Below are 18,645 nucleotides of genomic sequence, written 5' to 3' on the forward strand. Positions count from 1 at the left end.
TTGCTACCGTGCGCAGATGAACATCGAGCGGATCGGGATCATCGGCGGGGGGATCATCGGCCTGGCCCTCGCCCGGTGGATCACCCTCAACCGGCCGGGGGCGCGCGTCACGGTGCTGGAGAAGGAGGACGCGGTCGCCCGCCACCAGACCGGGCACAACAGCGGTGTGGTGCACGCCGGGCTGTACTACCGTCCCGGCTCGCTCAAGGCGGTGCTGTGCCGGCGCGGCACCGGGCTGCTGCGCGACTACTGCGCCGAGCGCGGCCTGCCCTTCGATCAGGTCGGCAAGGTGCTCGTGGCCCGCACCGGCGAGGACGCCGCGCGGCTGGACGACATCGAGCGCCGGGCGCGGGAGAACGGCGTGCCGGGGGTGGCGCGCTTAGGCCCCGAGGGGCTGCGCGAGATCGAGCCGCACGTGCGCGGCGTGGCCGGGCTGCACTCGCCCACCACCGCCATCACCGACTACATCGCCGTGGCCGAGGCCCTGGCCGACGACGTCCGCCGGGCCGGCGGACGGGTGCTGCTGGGCGCGCCGGTGATCGCGCTCCGCCAGGGGGCGGGCGGCGCCGAGGTGCTCACCGGCGACCCGCGCGGCGAGCGCGTGAAGCGCTCCTTCGACACCGTGGTGATCTGCGGCGGCCTGCACAGCGACCGCCTCGCCCGCATGGCCGGCGCCTCCCGCGAACCCCGCATCGTCCCCTTCCGCGGCCAGTACCACGAGCTGGCCCCCGAGAGCCGCCACCTGGTGCGCGGCCTGATCTACCCGGTGCCCGACCCGCGCTACCCGTTCCTGGGCGTGCACCTCACCCGGCACGTGCACGGCGAGGTCATGGCCGGCCCCAACGCCATCCTGGCCACCGCCCGCGAGGGGTACCGCATGCGGGACGTGCGGCTGCGCGACGTCGCCGACACCCTGGCCGCGCCGGGCTTCTGGCGGCTGGCGCGGCGGCACTGGACCGTGGGCGCCCGGGAGATGGCGGTGTCGGCCTCGGCCGCCGTCTTCGCCCGCGAGGCCCGCCGACTGGTCCCCGCCATCACCGCCGCCGACCTCCGCCCGGCCGAGGCCGGCGTGCGCGCCCAGGCGCTGACCCGGCGCGGCGACCTGCTCGACGACTTCGCCGTGGACACCCACGACCGGATCGTGTGCGTGCGCAACGCGCCCTCGCCCGCCGCGACGTCGTCGCTGGCCATCGCCGAGTACCTGGGGGAGAAGGTCGTCTTCGCCCGCTGACACGGCGGCGGCCGGCGCGCGTGCCGTCCCGCGCGCCGGCCGCCGATGGGCCCCGCCGGCCTCAGCAGGCGCTGTCGAGCAGGTCGCCCAGCGCGGTGCGCTCGGCGGAGTTCACACTGAGGTCCCACACGTACTTCACGTTGATCCAGCTGCGGACGTAGTCGCAGTGGATCTCCGAGCGCGGCGGCAGCCACTCGGCGGGGTCGCGGTCGCCCTTGGAGCTGTTGCTGGACCCGCTGACGGCCCACAGCTGCGGGCTGGAGAGGTCGTTGGCGAAGTCCTCGCGCTGCGCGGTGGACCACGTGTCGGCGCCCGAGACCCAGGCCTCGGCCAGCGGCACCATGTGGTCGACGCTGACCTCCGAGGGCACCGAGGTGGTCGCGCCGTCGTAGGGGCTGGTCCAGGAGCCGGCGTCGGGGTAGCAGTCGGAGCCGACCTCCACGCCCGTGCCGTCGCGGCGCAGCACGGTCTCGCGGGTGTTGCAGTTGCCCTCCACGGGCGACCAGTGGGGGAAGAGGTCGCGGTCGTAGGAGGAGGACGAGCCCTCGGCCTCGACGGTGAGCGCCGCGAGCTGCTCGCGGGCCTCGGCCAGGCTCGGCGGCGGGGGAGGGGCGGCGTGGGCGGGTGCGGCGGTGCCGAAGAGGAGGGCCGGCACGGCGAGCGCGGCCAGGACGGCGCGGAACGCGGAAGCGCTCCACCGGGCGGGATGCGGCATGGTGTCTCCAACCTGAGCGGGGGTTCGGACATCCCGAGCCTCACCCGCGGGCCACGCAACCGTAAAGCCGCACTGAGTGAACAAATGATTACCGGCAACGACCGAAATCCCGGACCCCGGCGGCGCTCGCGTTGGCCCTCACGGGGACGGGGCGTCCGCGGTCGGCTCCGGGGCGGGGGACGAGGGGGCGGTGGCGCGGGACCGGGCGGATGCGGGGCCGGTGCGGGCCGGAATGATCGATCGCCGGGAAGGTGTTTAACCCGTCAGACCCAGGGGCAGGTTCCTGGGAGCAGACAACAAGACTTGACCTACCACGCGGACCGGACCGCCACTGAAGGTCAGTGCCCCCCGGCCGTGTGAGCACGGAAGCGAGATCAGGCGAATCCCCTCGGATCGACCGCGGCGACCCGATCAGCGTCGCGACCTGCTGGTTTGACGTTTCCGTGCGCGGACCCTATCGTAAGCAAGTCGCTGTGGGACGGTGAACGCGCGCCGGTGTGCGGGCAGTTCGAGCCGGACCATCCGATATCCGCTGAAACCCGGCACGGCCGCGCGTTGTGCCTGGTGGATTCAAGGCTCATCTCGGCACTCGCCGAATGAATTCGCCGGCCGGACGGTGGAAGCCAATTTGGCGGTCACGTGAAGGGCTGGTAAATTAAAGCCAGAACGAAACGGGATCACGAAAAGATTCGGGATTCCGCGAGCGGATGAATCCGCCCCGTGGGGGAAGAGCCTTTGCGGGCCTGCCGATTGAGTGGGTTCGGGGTTTGTACCCGGTGAGCGGTTGCTTCTTGAGAACTCAACAGCGCGTGTATGACATTCTTTGTGCCATGTTTGTTTTGGCCCCGTTGAACACCCTCGGGTGTTCGGGGTTCCTTTGATGGGTCCGCCCTGTGTGGGTGGGCCGGTCAGGATTGAAGACCTTTAATGGAGAGTTTGATCCTGGCTCAGGACGAACGCTGGCGGCGTGCTTAACACATGCAAGTCGAGCGGTAAGGCCCTTCGGGGTACACGAGCGGCGAACGGGTGAGTAACACGTGAGCAACCTGCCCCTGACTCTGGGATAAGCCGGGGAAACCCGGTCTAATACCGGATACGACACGCCACCGCATGGTGGTGTGTGGAAAGTTGTTTCGGTTGGGGATGGGCTCGCGGCCTATCAGCTTGTTGGTGGGGTAGTGGCCTACCAAGGCGGTGACGGGTAGCCGGCCTGAGAGGGCGACCGGCCACACTGGGACTGAGACACGGCCCAGACTCCTGCGGGAGGCAGCAGTGGGGAATATTGCGCAATGGGCGGAAGCCTGACGCAGCGACGCCGCGTGGGGGATGACGGCCTTCGGGTTGTAAACCTCTTTTACCACTGACGCAGGCCCCCATATCGGTGGGGGTTGACGGTAGGTGGGGAATAAGGACCGGCCAACTACGTGCCAGCAGCCGCGGTAATACGTAGGGTCCGAGCGTTGTCCGGAATTATTGGGCGTAAAGAGCTCGTAGGTGGTGTGTCGCGTCTGCTGTGCAAGTCCGGGGCTTAACTCCGGTTTTGCAGTGGATACGGGCATGCTAGAGGTAGGTAGGGGAGACTGGAATTCCTGGTGTAGCGGTGAAATGCGCAGATATCAGGAGGAACACCGGTGGCGAAGGCGGGTCTCTGGGCCTTACCTGACGCTGAGGAGCGAAAGCGTGGGGAGCGAACAGGATTAGATACCCTGGTAGTCCACGCTGTAAACGTTGGGCGCTAGGTGTGGGGGCTTTCCACGGTTCCCGTGCCGTAGCTAACGCATTAAGCGCCCCGCCTGGGGAGTACGGCCGCAAGGCTAAAACTCAAAGGAATTGACGGGGGCCCGCACAAGCGGCGGAGCATGTTGCTTAATTCGACGCAACGCGAAGAACCTTACCAAGGTTTGACATCGCCGGTAATCCATCAGAGATGGTGGGTCCTTTTTGGGATCGGTGACAGGTGGTGCATGGCTGTCGTCAGCTCGTGTCGTGAGATGTTGGGTTAAGTCCCGCAACGAGCGCAACCCTTGTTCCATGTTGCCAGCACGTGATGGTGGGGACTCATGGGAGACTGCCGGGGTCAACTCGGAGGAAGGTGGGGATGACGTCAAGTCATCATGCCCCTTATGTCTTGGGCTGCAAACATGCTACAATGGCCGGTACAGTGGGCGTGCGATGCCGTGAGGTGGAGCGAATCCCTAAAAGCCGGTCTCAGTTCGGATTGGGGTCTGCAACTCGACCCCATGAAGGTGGAGTCGCTAGTAATCGCGGATCAGCAATGCCGCGGTGAATACGTTCCCGGGCCTTGTACACACCGCCCGTCACGTCATGAAAGTCGGCAACACCCGAAACTTGTGGCCTAACCCTTCGGGGAGGGAGTGAGTGAAGGTGGGGCTGGCGATTGGGACGAAGTCGTAACAAGGTAGCCGTACCGGAAGGTGCGGCTGGATCACCTCCTTTCTAAGGAGTCTTTTGAGCCGGTTGTTTTTCCGTTATGCCGGCGGACTCGTAAGTGGACCCGGTTGGTGCCTGGGTTGGTCTGCGTTGTGCAGGCTGGCCTGGGTGGCTGTTTCCGGGGTGGTTCGAAGGATGTTGTCACGCGCTGTTGGGTGTCTGAGGGGGCAACCGTTGGTTGTTTCCTGCTTGCCACCCTGATGAAGACCCGTGGTCTCAAGCCTCTGTGAGTGGGGTTTGTGGGGTTGTGGTTGGGTGTGTGGCTGGTGTTTTGATTTGTGGATAGTGTGCGCGAGCATCTTGTATCTGTGGTGGCCAAGTATGTGTGGCATACGGTGGATGCCTTGGCACCAGGCGCCGATGAAGGACGTGGGAGGCCGCGATAGTCCACGGGGAGTTGTCAACCGAGCTGTGATCCGTGGGTGTCCGAATGGGGGAACCTAGCCCGAGTTGTGTCGGGTTGCCGCTGCCTGAATGTATAGGGCGGTTGGTGGTGACGCGGGGAAGTGAAACATCTCAGTACCCGCAGGAAGAGAAAACAATAGTGATTCCCTGAGTAGTGGTGAGCGAAAGGGGATGGTGGCTAAACCGCGGGCGTGTGATAGACGGCAGTCGTTGCGTTCGTGGGGTTGTGGGGCGTGTCTGTACTGGGTCTGCCGGCCTGGTGTGGGGTGTGTTCTGTTAGCTGAAGCCGTTGGGAAGCGGCGCCGTAGTGGGTGAGAGTCCCGTAGGTGAAGGCAGGGCATGTCTCATTGGATGCGTTCCCGAGTAGCGCGGAGCCCGAGGAATTCCGTGTGAATCTGGCAGGACCACCTGCTAAGCCTGAATACGTCCTGGTGACCGATAGTGGACGAGTACCGTGAGGGAAAGGTGAAAAGTGCCCCGGTGAGGGGTTGTGAAATAGTACCTGAAACCGTGTGCTGTCAAGCCGTCAGAGCTCTGCTTTGGTGTGGGGTGATGGCGTGCCTTTTGAAGAATGAGCCTGCGAGTCGTGGTGTGTGGCGAGGTTAACCCGGGTGGGGTAGCCGTAGCGAAAGCGAGTCTGAATAGGGCGTTGAGTCGCATGCTGTGGACCCGAAGCGGGGTGATCTACCCATGGCCAGGGTGAAGCGGAGGTAAGACTTCGTGGAGGCCCGAACCCACCAGGGTTGAAAACCTGGGGGATGAGCTGTGGGTAGGGGTGAAAGGCCAATCAAACTCCGTGATAGCTGGTTCTCCCCGAAATGCATTTAGGTGCAGCGTTGTGTGGTGCTCCCTGGAGGTAGAGCTACTGTTTGGCTGATGGGCCCGACAAGGTTACTGAGGTCAGATAAACTCCGAATGCCGGTGGAGTGGAGCATGGCAGTGAGACTGCGGGGGATAAGCTTCGTAGTCGAGAGGGAAACAGCCCAGATCATCAGCTAAGGCCCCTAAGTGTGTGCTAAGTGGGAAAGGTTGTGGAGTTGCTGAGACAACCAGGAGGTTGGCTTAGAAGCAGCCATCCTTTAAAGAGTGCGTAATAGCTCACTGGTCAAGTGATTCTGCGCCGATAATGTAGCGGGGCTTAAGTACACCGCCGAAGCTGTGGAGCCTGCACGCGAGTGTGGGTTGGTAGGGGAGCGTCGTGCGTCCGGTGAAGTTCCAGAGTGATCTGGGGTGGAGGGTGTGCGAGTGAGAATGCAGGCATGAGTAGCGATACCGGAGTGGGAAACTCCGGCGCCGATTGACTAAGGGTTCCTGGGGCAGGTTAATCCGCCCAGGGTGAGTCTGGACCTAAGGCGAGGCCGACAGGCGTAGTCGATGGATAACGGGTTGATATTCCCGTACCCGTTTGTGCGCGTCCATGTTGATAGCCCTGATGCTAACCGGGCGTGTCTGGGGTTGGGCCTTCGGGTCTGGCCTTGTGGTGCGTCTGGGATCCGATGGGTGTGTAGGCAAGTGATGGGGTGACGCAGTGGGGTAGCTCTACCCGGCGGTGGTTGTCCGGGGGTAAGCGTGTAGCCCGGGGTGTTGGTAAATCCGTGCCCTGTGAGGGGTGAGGCGTGATGCCGAGCCGTTTTTGGTGAAGTGAGTGATCCCGTGCTGTCGAGAAAAGCCTCTAGCGAGTGCGCAGGCGGCCAGTACCCGAAACCGACGCAGGTGGTCAGGTAGAGTATACCGAGGCGTTCGGGTGAACCGTGGTTAAGGAACTCGGCAAATTGTCCCCGTAACTTTGGGAGAAGGGGAGCCCTGTCTGGTGATGGGCCTTTGCGTCTTGAGCTGGGTGGGGTCGCAGATACCAGGGGGAAGCGACTGTTTATTAAAAACATAGGTCCGTGCTAAGTTGTAAGACGCTGTATACGGACTGACGCCTGCCCGGTGCTGGAACGTTAAGAGGACTGGTCAGCCCCTTTTTCGGAGGGGTGTCGCTGGGAATCTAAGCGCCAGTAAACGGCGGTGGTAACTATAACCATCCTAAGGTAGCGAAATTCCTTGTCGGGTAAGTTCCGACCTGCACGAATGGCGTAACGACTTCCCCGCTGTCTCAACCGCGGGCCCGGTGAAATTGCAGTACGAGTAAAGATGCTCGTTTCGCGCAGCAGGACGGAAAGACCCCGGGACCTTCACTATAGCTTGACATTGGTGTTTGGGATGGTTTGTGTAGGATAGGTGGGAGCCTGTGAAGCTGTCACGCTAGTGGTGGTGGAGGCGTTGGTGAAATACCACTCTGGCTGTTTCGGGCATCTAACCTTGGGCCGTGATCCGGTTCGGGGACAGTGTCTGGTGGGTAGTTTAACTGGGGCGGTTGCCTCCTAAAGGGTAACGGAGGCGCCCAAAGGTTCCCTCGGCCTGGTTGGTAATCAGGTGGTGAGTGTAAGTGCACAAGGGAGCTTGACTGTGAGACGGACGTGTCGAGCAGGTGCGAAAGCAGGGACTAGTGATCCGGCACCGGCGTGTGGAAGTGGTGTCGCTCAACGGCTAAAAGGTACCCCGGGGATAACAGGCTGATCTTCCCCAAGAGTCCGTATCGACGGGATGGTTTGGCACCTCGATGTCGGCTCGTCGCATCCTGGGGCTGGAGTTGGTCCCAAGGGTTGGGCTGTTCGCCCATTAAAGCGGCACGCGAGCTGGGTTTAGAACGTCGTGAGACAGTTCGGTCCCTATCCGCTGCGCGCGTTGGAGACTTGTGGAGGGCTGTCCCTAGTACGAGAGGACCGGGACGGACGAACCGCTGGTGTGCCAGTTGTTCCGCCAGGGGCATGGCTGGTTGGCTACGTTCGGGAGAGATAACCGCTGAAGGCATCTAAGTGGGAAGCTTGCTCCGAGATGAGGTCTCCTGCCCTGTTGTGGGGGTAAGGCTTCCAGTTGATGACTGGGTTGATAGGCTGGTGGTGGAAGCGTTGTGAGGCGTGGAGCTGACCGGTACTAATGGGCCGAGGGCTTGTCCGCCATGGATGCTGGGTGTTCGCGCACATTGTTCATTGTTTTTGGTTTTCCCTGGGCCTGCTTTGTTGGTGGGTGTGGGGGTTGGGTTTGCGGTGGTTATGGTGGGAGGGTCACACCCGGTCTCTTTCCGAACCCGGTCGTTAAGCCTCTTTACGCTGATGGTACTGCCCTGTTGTGGGGTGGGAGAGTAGGTTGCTGCCGCAATTCTTGTTGGGGGTGGAGTCTTTTGGGGCTCCACCCCCTTTTTTTATGCCCGAGGCCAGGCCGCAGTCGGCTTGCCGGCGTCGATCGCGTCGCCGCAGGGCGGGCATCAAACGCAACTCCGGCCCTTCCGGAGGGGCGGGGCCATCCTGCGCACGCCGCCGGGGGCGGACCGGGGCCCGCCCCCGCCTCCGGTCGACGCTTGCCCCCAGCCGGCCGGTCGCGCGTCTCGTCCTGCTGGGGGCCTGCGACGGACGCGGGGCCCGCGGTGAGCTGGCCGGTGGGGGTGACACCATGCCGTACAGTGAAAGATCGAGAATGACAATGCGCTGCTACTCGCAAGTGGCAGCGCTTTTGACTGTTTACGGACGGAAGCATGACTGACGATAGCCGCGGGGGCCGGGAAGGCTCCGGAGCACGCAACCATGGAGGTCACCGTTCCGGAGGGACCGGTGGTAGCCGAGGTGGCGGCAACAGCGGTCGTCCCCGAGCGGGGTACGGGCGCGGAAGCGGCGACAGCGGTGGTCGTGGTGGCGGCTTCCGTGGCGGTCGCGACGGCGGCGGCCAGGGCGGTGGCAGAGGAGGCAACCGCCAGGGCGGCGGCTTCGGGGCCGGCCGCTCCGGCGGTGGCTCGGGCAGACCGCGCGGGAACGGCGGCGGCGCCGGAGGCGGCGGGTATCGCGGCGGCGAGCGCGGTGAGCGTTCCGAGCGCGGCGACCGCAACGAACGCGGTGGCTCCTACGGCCGCGGCGGTTCCTACAGCCGCGATTCCCGTTCCGGTGAGCGCTCCGAGCGCGGCGGCTCCTACAACCGTGACTTCCGATCCGGCGAGCGCCGCGACGCCCGAGAAGGCGGCCGCGACGGTGACACCGGCCGGTTCGAGGACCGCCGCCGCGACGGCCGGACCGGTGACCGCCGGTTCGGCGGGGGCGGCGGACGTCCCGACCGGGACCGGCGCGGCGGCCCCGGCGGCCGACCGCAGCAGGGCGCCGGCCGCACCGGCTACCGCGACCGCGCCGCCGAGGAGAAGGACCCGCGCGACGTCGCCCCCAGCGTCCCCGAGGACGTGCACATCACCCAGCTGGACCCGGAGATCCGCAGCGAGCTGGGCACGCTGCCGCGCACGCTGGCCGAGGTCGTCGGCCGGCACATGGTCATGGCCGGGCGGCTGCTGGACGAGGACCCCGAGCGCGCCTACCAGCATGCGGTCTTCGCACGCCGCAAGGCGTCGCGCATCGGCGTGGTCCGCGAGGCCGCCGGCATCGCGGCCTACACGGTGGGCAAGTGGCAGGAGGCGCTTTCGGACCTGCGGGCCGCCCGCCGCATGACCGGGCGCGACAACTTCCTCCCGGTCATCGCCGACTGCGAGCGCGGCCTGGGCCGTCCCGAGCGCGCTCTGGACATCGCCCGCGATCCGGCGGCCGACCAGCTGCCGATCGAGGACCGCATCGAGCTGCGCATCGTCGCCGCCGGAGCCCGCCGCGACCTGGGGCAGCCCCAGGCCGCCCTGGTGGAGCTCCAGGTCCCGGAGCTGAAGGAGCGGCGCGCCCGCCCGTGGGTGGCCCGGCTGTTCTACGCCTACGCCGACGCCCTGCTTGAGGTGGGGCGCGAGGAGGAGGCCCGGGAGTTCTTCGCCCGCGCCTCGGCCGTCGACCGCGAGGGTGTCACGGACGCCGACGAGCGCCTGGCCGCGCTGGAGGGCGTCGAGATCGTGGACGTCGGCGATGACGTCATCTGGACCGACGCCGAAGACCCCTACGCAGAGGACGGCGACGAGGACGGGTTCGCCGAGGCCGAGGCGGAGGGGCGGCCCGCGGCCGACGCCTCCGCGGACCGCCCCGAGGCGGCCGCCGTGCCGGAGGCCGCCGAAGGCGGCAAGCCCGGTCCGGGGCCGCGCGTCGATGAGGCCGGCGAGGAGGCGGAGGCCGCCGAGCGCGCCGTGTCCTCGGCCGAGGCCGCTGCCGATGCCGAGGACGCGGCCGCTGAAGCCGGGCCCGCCCCGGTCGAGCCCGAGGCGGACGCCGGCGCCGAGGCGTCCGTGGAGTCCTCTGCGGTGCCCGCTGACGAGGCCCCCGCTGAGGAGTCCTCCGAGGAGTCCGGCGACGAGTCCGTCGAACCCGCCCGGTCGTCAGCCGGCGGCTCCGAGGCGGGCGCCGACTCCGGCCCCGCCTCCCCGGCGGCGGCGCCGCGACGCGATGCCCAGCCGCTCGACCTGGCCGAGGGCTCGGTGGACGAGGAGCAGTAGCGGTCGGCGGCACGGCGCCCCGACCCGCACCGGTCCACGCCAGGCACGTCGGCCACGCCGACGCGCCTGCGCACCGCTGCCGCGTCGCACACCCGCCTGCGGGGGTGCGGCGCGGCCCTTTTCCGTTCCTCCGCCGCACACCGCGCCTTCCGTCCGCGCCGGCTGAAGGAGGCCCGTATCCGTCCGCGCTCCTGGGCTCCGCCACCGTGCGCGGCCTCCAGGAGCGCCCGCGCCCGTCTCCGGCGCGCCGGCCTCCAGGGTGCCCGTGCCCCGCCGCCCGCGCGGGGCTCACGCGTCGAGCACGGCGAATCTCCAGGCCGCGCAGCCGCTCGGGCGCGCCGATGACCTCGATCGCGGTGACGCGGTCGCCGACCACGGTGAATGCGAGGACGCAGTAGAGCCGTCCGCCCGGCGCCGTGACCAGGCCGACCGAGCCGTCCACGAGCGCCGGTTCGGCGAAGCGGCTGCGGACCGAGGCCAGGACCGCGCCCCGGGCCACCGCGTCGCGGCCGACGCGCACGACGGGCCTGCCTCCGGGAACGATCTCGCCGTCGGCGTGCAGCACCACATCGGGGTCCAAAAGCCCCACCAGCGCCTCGAAGTCGCCGGTGCGCGCGGCCGCGAGGAACGCCTCCACCACGCGGCGCCGCCGGGCGAGGTCGGTCTCAGGTACCGCCGGAGCGCCCTTCACCCGGCGGCGGGCGCGGCTGGCCAACTGGCGGGCGGCGGCGGGGGAGCGCTCCAGGAGGGGGCCGATCTCGTCGAAGGGAACGGCGAACATGTCGTGCAGGACGAACGCCAGCCGCTCGGCCGGGGAGAGGGTGTCGAGCACGACCAGCATCGCCAGGCCGACGGAGTCGGCGAGTACCGCCGCTTCCTCGGGGTCGTCCGCGGCCGGGCGCTCGGCGGGCGCGGTGCGGGTTTCGGCGAAAGCGGCGGCGTCCGCGAGGGGTCCGGGGCGGCCGGGGGCGGGGTCGAGCGGGTCCTCGCGCCGGGCCTTGCGCGCCCGCAGCATGTGCATGTTGAGGCTGACGCGGCCCACCACGGTTGTCAGCCACGCCGCGCGTTGTCCACGCCGTCGGTGCCGTTGCGGCTCAGCCGCAGCCACGCCTCCTGCACGGCGTCGTCGGCGTCCCCGGCGGAGCCGAGCAGGCGGTAGGCCACCGCGCGCAGCCGGGGGCGGTGCTCCTCGAACAGCGCGCCGAGCGATTCGCGGTCGTCCATGGGGCGGGCTCCTCGGGTCCGGGGCGGCGGTGCCGGCGGCCGGGGCGCCGAGGGGCGGGGCAGGGGCGCGGGACGGCCGGTGGCACCATCATGGCGAAGGCCGAGGCGAGGCGCGCGCGGGGGGCCGTCAGTGGGCGGGGTCGGGCGTGAGCGCGCGGATGTCGGGGATGCGGCGCACCCGCTGGTTGTGGGTGTCGGCGATGTAGAGGTCGCCGGAGGGGCTGAGGGCGATTCCGCCCGGCGCGTGCAGCAGCGCCTCCTCGGCGGGCGTGCCGTCCTCGGAGAACCCCGGGTCGCCGGTTCCGGCCACGACGTAGGGGTCCTGGCGGCCGGGCACGAACCCGATGGCGCGGTGGGTGGCGGCGTCGGCGACATACAGCGTGCCCTCGCGGGGGTCCACGGCCATGGCGTCGGGGGTGGGCGGCAGGCGCCCGGTCCAGGCGTCGTGGATGGTGTGGCGGTAGGGGTCGATGCTGCGCAGGCGGCGCCGGCCGTCGACCACGTAGACGGTGCCGTCGCGGGCCACGGTGATGCGGCCGAGTTCGCCGAAGGTGGCCTCGGTGGCCGGACCGCCGTTGCCTCCGTCGGAGCCGGACGGGGTCTCGGCTCCGGTGCCGGCGATCACGCGGACGGAGTCGGGGCGCAGGCGGCCGTCGTAGCGAAGGTGGTCGGGGCTGACGGCGAGGATGCGCCGGTTGCCGCTGTCGGCGATGTAGAGGGTGCCGTTGGGGCCGACGTCGATGCCCGAGGGCCACCACAGGCCGGTGGTGGCGCTGTCGACGCTGTCGCGGGTGTCGGCGGCGGTGCCGTCGAGCCGGCCGGCCAGGATCTCGATGCGGCCGGTGTGCAGGTCGACGGCGGCGACCTGGTTGTCCAGCATCGAGGCGAGGTAGAGCACCCGGCCGAAGGGGTCCACGGCCAGGTCGGTGACCTCTGGCAGGGCCACGGCGGTGGCGCTGTCGGCCTGGGCCCAGTCCTCCGATCCGCCGCCGGCGACGGTGTTGATGGTGCCGCTTTCGGGGTGGACGCTGCGGATGCGGTTGTTGTCGGTGTCGGCGATGTAGAGGGTGCCGTCGGCGCTGAAGGCGATGGAGCGGGGGGCGTTGAGGCGGGCCTGGGCGGCGGGCCCGGCGTCGCCGGAGTAGCCGCCGTGCAGCCAGCCGGTGGCACCGCTGCCCGCCACGGTGGTCAGCGTCCCGGGTTGGCTCGGCCGGCCGGGCAGCGAGCAGGCGGTGAGCACGGCGGCGAGGGCCGCCGCCAGCGCCAGCGCGACCAGTCGTCCTGGGGCGGCCGGGCGCCCGGCGCCGACCGCGTGCCGCAGCGGGTGAACCGCACGACCGAGGGGCATCCGGGGTCCTTCGACGGTGGGGATGGGGAGGTCGGGGAGCGTTTTGGTCAACCTACCCCCACACCGGTGCGCCCACGCGGGGCTGTTGCGATGTTGTGTCCGGCTCGGGGGTGTTCGCCGGGCGGGCCGGGTTTCGACCGCGCGGGGAGCGCAGGCCGGGCGCTGCGGGCCGGGCCGGGGCGGCCGGTACTACGATGTGCGGCGCGGACTCCGTGAGCTGCGCGGACGCGGGGGCGCCGACGAGCGTGAGAAGGAGGTGGCCGCACACCATGACCGGCCGGCAGCCGCTGAACGGCGCGACCGTGGTGCTGGGCCGGCTGCCCGAGCGCCACGACTCCGTGGTGTGCCTGCTGTTCGCCGGGGACCGGCCGGTGCTGGTGCGCCATCGGCGCCGCGCCTGGGAGTTCCCCGGAGGCCACACCGAGCCGGGGGAGGACCCCGAGGCCACCGCGCGCCGCGAGGCCCGCGAGGAGGCGGGCGCCGAGCTGGGCGAGGTGCACGTCGCCGGGCACTACGTCCTGCGCGACGGGCACACCACCGTCGTCACCCACGCCCAGGTGGCCGCGCTGGCCCCGCTGACGGGGGAGTTCGAGACCGCCGAGGTCCGCGCGTTCGACACCCTGCCGCACGACCTGTCGTGGGACGACGGCATTTACGCCCACCTGCTGCGCGCGCTGGGCCTGCCCGGGGCGCCCCCGCCGCGGGGGTAAGGCGGCCGCGTGGGCTCAGCCCTGGGCCTGCTGCCGCGCCCGCTCGCGGGCGGCGCGCTGGTCCTCGGCCACCCGGTCGAGCCAGTGGACGATCCCGGCGACGTTGCTGTGCACGCCGCTCAGCAGGTCCATGACCTCGGCGGCCCGGGCGTCGTCGCCGGTGGCGGCCTCGGGGCGCGGCCGGTAGCGGCTGACGACCCGCTCGCGGACCATCGCCACGGCGTGGTCGAGGTCGGGGGAGTCGGCGCGTGCGGTGCGGACGGTGTCGACCCAGGCCCGCAGCTCCTCGGCGGAGGACTCCAGCGTCTGCTCGACGGTGTCGACCGCGCCGAAGTGGGAGAACATGAGCCGCCGGGGGGCGATGTCGCCGAACAGCCGCAGCGAGGACTGCGCCGCCTCCATGTCGAAGTCGGGCGGCGGGGTGGCCGGGCGGACCTCGCCCGTGTGCGGGTTGTAGACACCCAGCGCGTCGCCGACGTAGAGGTCGCCGGTGGCGGAGTCGACAAGCCCCATGTGGTGCTTGGCGTGGCCGGGCGCGTAGTGGCTGACCAGCGCCCGGCCGGCGCCCAGGTCGATCCGGCCGGTCTCGCCGACGGCGCGGATGCGGTCGGCGTCGGTGGGGCGCAGGTCGCCGAAGAGCAGGTCGAGCTTGTCGCCCCAGACCATGCGGGCGCTGCGCATCAGCCGCGCGGGGTCGGCGAGGTGGCGTGCGCCGCGCTCGTGGACGACGATCTCGGCGTTGGGGAACATCGTGGCGATGTCGCCGACGCCGCCGGCGTGGTCCAGGTGGATGTGGGTGACGACGACGGTGGCCAGGTCCTCGGGGCCGATGCCCAGGGCCGCCAGCGCGTCGCGCAGCACGGGCGCCGACCCGGCGGTGCCCACCTCCACGACGCACGGTCGCTCCGTGCGGATCAGGTAGCTGGAGGTGATGCCGGGATAGCCGGCCATCCGAGTGTCGATCGCGAAGATGTCGTCGCCCAGCGCGGTGACCCCGCTGGGCAGTGCGTTCGGTTCCACGTCGTCGTGCACCGTGTGCCTCCTTCCACCGCCCTGACCACCGAATGTAGTTCACGGCGGAGGTGGGGCGGACGGGCGGGGCGGGTGTGGGCGCGGCGAAGTTATCCACAGGTGCGCGATCGCGGGTGCGGCGGGCGGTGGGGCTGCCCATGCTGGTGTTGTCCGAACCGGCCCGCCGCCTGGTGCGGCGGCAGCCGCCGACGTCCGGTCAGCCGCCGGCGCCCAACGCAGGAGGAACCATGCCCCAGTCCACCACCGCCGCTCTCGCCACCGCGCCGCCCGCGGGCCCGGCCGCCACGGCCGGAGCGGACCTCCGCGCCGGGGTCGGGGGCGCCGCGCCGCGCCCCGTGCGGCGGCGCGATCCCGCCGGCCACCGCAACGAGGTCGTGGTGGCCGGCCGGATCACGGCCGAACCCGCGGTGCGCGAACTCCCCTCGGGCGACCGCCTCACCTCCTGGCGGGTGTCGATCGCCCGCCCGCCGTCGGAGCAGCGGCCCAACCAGGCGTCCGACCCCATCACGTGCGTCAGCTTCCAGACCGCCATCGAGCACGACACCCGCGACTGGCGCATCGGCGACACCGTCCAGGTCAGCGGCGCGCTGCGGCGCCGCTTCTGGCGCTCGGCCAAGGGATCGGCCAGCGTGGTCGAGATCGAGGCCCGCCACGTGCGGCGCCTCGCCCGGGCCGAGCCCTCCGCCGCGGCGGGCGAGCCCGCACGTCCGGCGGCCGACTGAGCCGCCGCCCGCTCCGCCCCGCGCGGCCGCACCGGCGGGCACCTGTCCGGCCCACCGGGCCCCGCGCGTCGGCGCGGCGTTCGCCTGAGCCGGGCACGGCCCGCACGCGGGGACGGCCGCCGGCCGCTTCCCGGCCGGGGCGGCGCGGTACGGCCGCAGGGCTTTCAGGTGCGCGGGCCCTCCAGACGGGCGAGGGCCCGCGCCGCGTGCGCCTGCGGCGGGGCGGTGTCGGGGAACACCGACCACGCGGCGGCGCACACCGCGCGCAGCCCGTCGAGGCGGTCGCCGTCGCCGGTGAGCGCCAGGGTGTCCCCGGCCGCCGCCGCCGTCCACCCGGCGCAGGTGGCCGTGCCCGGGGCGGTCACGGCCACCTCGGGGTGGGTCTGGTTGATCCCGGCCAGGTCCCACGCCAGGTAGGAGGGGCGGTGCTCGGGCCGCGCGCACACCGCCTCCAGCGGGGTGGTCACCCCCGACAGCACCAGCATGCTCGCCGCGCCGCGCGCGGTCGCGCCCTCGATGTCGGTGTCCAGGCGGTCGCCCACCACCAGTGGGTTCACCGCGCCGGTGCGCAGCACGCCCTCCTCGTGCAGCGGCCGCGCGGGCTTGCCCGCCACCACCGGTTCGCGCCCGGTGGCGTGGGCGATCACGCGGGCGGCCGCCCCGTTGCCCGGCTGGATTCCGTGCTCCAGGGGCGCGGTGGTGTCGTTGTTGGTGGCCACGAACAGCGCCCCGGCGGCGACCGCCAGCGCGCCCTGCACCATCAGGTCGTAGGTCAGGCGGGGCGAGTAGCCCTGCACCACCGCCACCGGGCGCTCGGCGGCCACCGACGCCGGGCGCAGCCCGCGCCGGCGCAGGGCCAGGCGCAGTCCGGTGTCGCCCACCGCGAGCACCGGCGACCCCGCCGGGAACCGGTCGGCCACCAGCCGCGCGGCGGCCTCGGCCGAGGTCACCACGTCCTCGGGCGCGGCGGCCACCCCCATCCCGGTGAGCCGTTCGGCGGTGCGGGCGGGAGTGCGGGCGGCGTTGTTGGTCACGAACGCCACCTTCATGCCCGCCGCGCGGGCCTTGTCCACCGCCTCGGGGGCGGCGGGCACCGCCCGGGGGCCGATGTAGACCACGCCGTCCAGATCGAGCAGGGCGGCGTCGTAGACGCTGTTCAGCGGTTGGGGGGCGCTCAGCAGTGTCATGCCGTGGATCATCCGTCCTTCGTCGCGGTGTCGTGGATGGCGGTGCGGTCGGTGGTGTCGGTGTCGGTGCGTGCGGTGGCCGCGGTGGTCGGGCGCCTCCGGTGCCCGCACCCGGTGGCGCCGGGGCGGTGGGCCGCGCGGCGTGCGGCCCCGTGGGCGGCGCGGCGCCGGGTCAGCCCGGTGCCGCCCCTGCGCGGGGGCGGCGCGGCGCGCGGTTCACCGGGCGCGCCGGCGCGGTCCCGGCTCGGCCGCCGAGGGGCCCTCCACGCCGCGCAGCACCAGGCCGGTGCGCGGCTTGGGCCCGAACGACGTCGACTTGCGCGGTGTCAGCTCCCCGTGCGCGGCGATCGCGTAGACCTGCTCGATCGGCGCCGGTCCCAGCAGGGCGGCGGTGTCGCGGCCCGGCCGCGCCGCCGCGACCGCGGCCTCGGGATCGTCGTGCACCAGGTCCACCCGGTCCTCGCCCCCCCACCGCGGCAGCAGGTGGTGGAACAGCGCGGTGGGCAGGGCGCGCCAGGCGGACGAGCGGTCGGGGAACGCCTCCGCCAGCCGGTCGGGGGGCACGCGCACCAGGAACCTCCGGCGGTGGTCGGCCGGGTCGGCCAGCACCAGGGCGGGTGCCTCGCCGGCGGTGCCGCCCGCCCGCGCCGCGCCGTAGGCGGCGTCGCCACGGGGGCGGCCCGGGGCGCCGTCGGTGCGCAGCGGCACCACCTCGGCGGCGCCCGCCAGGGCGGCCACCGCCGCGTCCACGTCCATGCCGCGCAGCACGCGGTGGATCGCCCCCAGCCGGGGCGGGGAGGAGTCGGAGTCCACCAGCAGCGCCAACCCGTGGTCCCAGGGGCCGGGGCCGTGGCGCCCCGCCTTGAGGCGCTGGTAGGCGGCGTAGCGGTGGTGGCCGTCGGCGATCATGGCCGACCGCTGCGCCAGGTCCTCGGCGACCTGGCGGTGCAGGGCGGGGTCGGTGACCGCCCACAGCCGGTGGGCCACGCCGTCCTCGGTCACCGTGTCCACCAGCGGGTGGGGCCGGCTGGCGGCGACCGTGTCGGTGACCTGCGCGGCCGCGCCGCGCGCGGCGCCGGTCCCGCCCCGGTAGAGCAGGAAGATCGGCTCCAGGTTGGCCTGGGTGGCGGCCATCAGCCGCGCGCGGTCCTCCACGGGCCCCGGCGCGACGTCCTCGTGCGGGCGCACCACGGCGCTGCCGGGCGCGGGCAGCCGCAGGGCGCCGATCAGCCCGCGCTGGCGCTGCCCGCCGGGCGGGGTCTGCTCGTAGACGTAGAGCGCGGGCCTGGGGTCGCGTACCAGCACCCCCTGGGCGATCCAGCGCCGCAGGGTGCGGGCCGCGGCGGCGTAGCGGTCGGCGGCGGTGATCGGCGGCTCCGCGCCGCCGGGCTCCTGCCCCACCGCCGCCGGGGGCACGGTCAGCCGGACCGCGTTGTGCGGCTCGGCCCGGGTGAGGTCGGCGAACGCGGCGGCGTCGAGGAGGTCGTAGGGCGGGGCGAGCGCCAGGGCGATGTTGAAGTCGGGGGAGTCCAGCAGCGTCCGCGCGTCGGGACTGGCGTAGCGCAGGCCGCGCAGCGGCGCCAACTCCAGGGCCTCCGCGCCCGCATCTGTCCGCACGCTGGAACGATACCCGCAGCCGCCGGGGTGTCCCCCGGCGCGGGCGGGTGCGGCCTCTCACAGCCCGCCGGGGGCGGCGGGTCAGAGCAGTTTGCGCAACCGCATGAGGTCGCCGAAGCCGGCGTCCAGCTTGACCCGGCCCGACAGCATCGCCTTGGCGAAGTCCAGCCGGTCCTCGGCCAGTTCGACCAGGTCGTCGCTGGAGGCGGTGATCCGCACCTGGGCGCGTTGGCCCGGGTCGGCGGCGGCGCGCTGGGACACGTCGCGCAGCCCGTCCTCGGTCAGGCGCATGTCGAACACCGCGTCCAGGTCGCTCACGATCACGCTGACGGAGCGCTCGACGATGTGCTTGCGCCGATCGGCGGGGTCGACCTTCGCGATGCGTTCGGAGACGCGGTCGATCGCCTCCCGGCACTGCTCGATGCTGGCCATGGCCCCATCATGCCGCATGGTGCCGCGCGCGGACGCGCCCGGCCGGGCGCCCGGTGTGCTGCGGGCGCCTCTGGCGGGGCGCCGGGCCGGGCGGGCGGGGGCGCGGCCGGGGCGCCGGAGCCCCG

The 18,645-nt window shown here is 71.2% G+C and carries 11 protein-coding genes, 3 rRNA genes and 1 pseudogene; 7 read left to right on the forward strand and 8 right to left on the reverse strand.

What is annotated here, in order from left to right:
* The first annotated feature begins 16 nt into the window (after positions 1-16).
* Entirely contained in the window at positions 17-1,231 is a 1,215-nt protein-coding gene (lhgO, locus tag HNR12_RS25520; RefSeq protein WP_179769930.1) for an L-2-hydroxyglutarate oxidase, read from the forward strand.
* 61 nt (positions 1,232-1,292) lie between these two features.
* Here lhgO and HNR12_RS25525 read toward each other — a convergent pair whose 3' ends face one another.
* Positions 1,293-1,946: an HNH endonuclease family protein gene (locus HNR12_RS25525; RefSeq protein ID WP_179769931.1), complete on the reverse strand. Its 654-nt coding sequence runs from the start codon at positions 1,944-1,946 to the stop codon at positions 1,293-1,295.
* Positions 1,947-2,870: 924 nt separating this feature from the next.
* On the opposite strand from HNR12_RS25525, the gene HNR12_RS25530 reads away from it, so the two are divergent.
* From HNR12_RS25530 to HNR12_RS28815, 4 genes are all read left to right on the forward strand, one after another.
* A 16S ribosomal RNA gene (locus tag HNR12_RS25530) occupies positions 2,871-4,403 on the forward strand.
* Between the two features lie 306 nt (positions 4,404-4,709).
* Positions 4,710-7,806: ribosomal RNA gene (locus tag HNR12_RS25535) — 23S ribosomal RNA — on the forward strand.
* An 84-nt stretch (positions 7,807-7,890) separates the two neighbouring features.
* A 5S ribosomal RNA gene (gene rrf / locus HNR12_RS25540) occupies positions 7,891-8,006 on the forward strand.
* The 16S, 23S and 5S rRNA genes sit together here, the layout of an rRNA operon.
* 1,063 nt (positions 8,007-9,069) lie before the next feature.
* Positions 9,070-10,248, forward strand: a complete 1,179-nt coding sequence (locus tag HNR12_RS28815; RefSeq protein WP_308118930.1) for a hypothetical protein — start codon at positions 9,070-9,072, stop codon at positions 10,246-10,248.
* Between the two features lie 751 nt (positions 10,249-10,999).
* On the opposite strand, the pseudogene HNR12_RS29850 reads toward HNR12_RS28815, so the two are convergent.
* From HNR12_RS29850 to HNR12_RS25555, 3 genes and pseudogenes are all read right to left on the reverse strand, one after another.
* Positions 11,000-11,269, reverse strand: a pseudogene (locus HNR12_RS29850) (hypothetical protein); the annotation flags it as partial.
* 29 nt (positions 11,270-11,298) lie between these two features.
* A complete protein-coding gene (locus HNR12_RS29855) occupies positions 11,299-11,472 on the reverse strand; it encodes a sigma factor (RefSeq protein WP_308251327.1) in 174 nt (57 codons plus the stop codon).
* A gap of 127 nt (positions 11,473-11,599) precedes the next feature.
* Complete coding sequence (locus HNR12_RS25555) at positions 11,600-12,820, reverse strand: NHL domain-containing protein (protein WP_179769932.1); 1,221 nt, start codon at positions 12,818-12,820, stop codon at positions 11,600-11,602.
* A gap of 269 nt (positions 12,821-13,089) precedes the next feature.
* Here HNR12_RS25555 and HNR12_RS25560 point away from each other — a divergent pair, with 269 nt between their 5' ends.
* Positions 13,090-13,530 carry an NUDIX domain-containing protein gene (locus tag HNR12_RS25560; protein ID WP_179769933.1) on the forward strand — a complete coding sequence of 147 codons (441 nt, stop codon included), beginning with the start codon at positions 13,090-13,092 and terminating at the stop codon, positions 13,528-13,530.
* A 15-nt stretch (positions 13,531-13,545) separates the two neighbouring features.
* Here HNR12_RS25560 and HNR12_RS25565 read toward each other — a convergent pair whose 3' ends face one another.
* Positions 13,546-14,562, reverse strand: coding sequence for an MBL fold metallo-hydrolase (locus HNR12_RS25565; RefSeq protein WP_308118931.1), 1,017 nt, complete (start codon positions 14,560-14,562; stop codon positions 13,546-13,548).
* A 227-nt stretch (positions 14,563-14,789) separates the two neighbouring features.
* On the opposite strand from HNR12_RS25565, the gene HNR12_RS25570 reads away from it, so the two are divergent.
* The gene (locus tag HNR12_RS25570; protein WP_179769934.1) at positions 14,790-15,284 is read left to right on the forward strand and encodes a single-stranded DNA-binding protein; all 495 of its coding nucleotides are present in this window, start codon (positions 14,790-14,792) and stop codon (positions 15,282-15,284) included.
* 164 nt (positions 15,285-15,448) lie between these two features.
* Here HNR12_RS25570 and HNR12_RS25575 read toward each other — a convergent pair whose 3' ends face one another.
* The 3 genes from HNR12_RS25575 to HNR12_RS25585 form a co-directional block, all read right to left on the reverse strand.
* Positions 15,449-16,471, reverse strand: coding sequence for an HAD-IIA family hydrolase (locus HNR12_RS25575; protein ID WP_179769935.1), 1,023 nt, complete (start codon positions 16,469-16,471; stop codon positions 15,449-15,451).
* A 216-nt stretch (positions 16,472-16,687) separates the two neighbouring features.
* Positions 16,688-18,088: a DUF1015 domain-containing protein gene (locus HNR12_RS25580; RefSeq protein ID WP_179769936.1), complete on the reverse strand. Its 1,401-nt coding sequence runs from the start codon at positions 18,086-18,088 to the stop codon at positions 16,688-16,690.
* Between the two features lie 81 nt (positions 18,089-18,169).
* On the reverse strand, positions 18,170-18,520 hold the full coding sequence (locus tag HNR12_RS25585; RefSeq protein ID WP_179769937.1) for an SCP2 sterol-binding domain-containing protein: 351 nt from the start codon (positions 18,518-18,520) through the stop codon (positions 18,170-18,172).
* Between the last annotated feature and the right edge of the window lie 125 nt (positions 18,521-18,645).

The organism is Streptomonospora nanhaiensis (assembly GCF_013410565.1).
Lineage (GTDB): Bacteria > Actinomycetota > Actinomycetes > Streptosporangiales > Streptosporangiaceae > Streptomonospora > Streptomonospora nanhaiensis.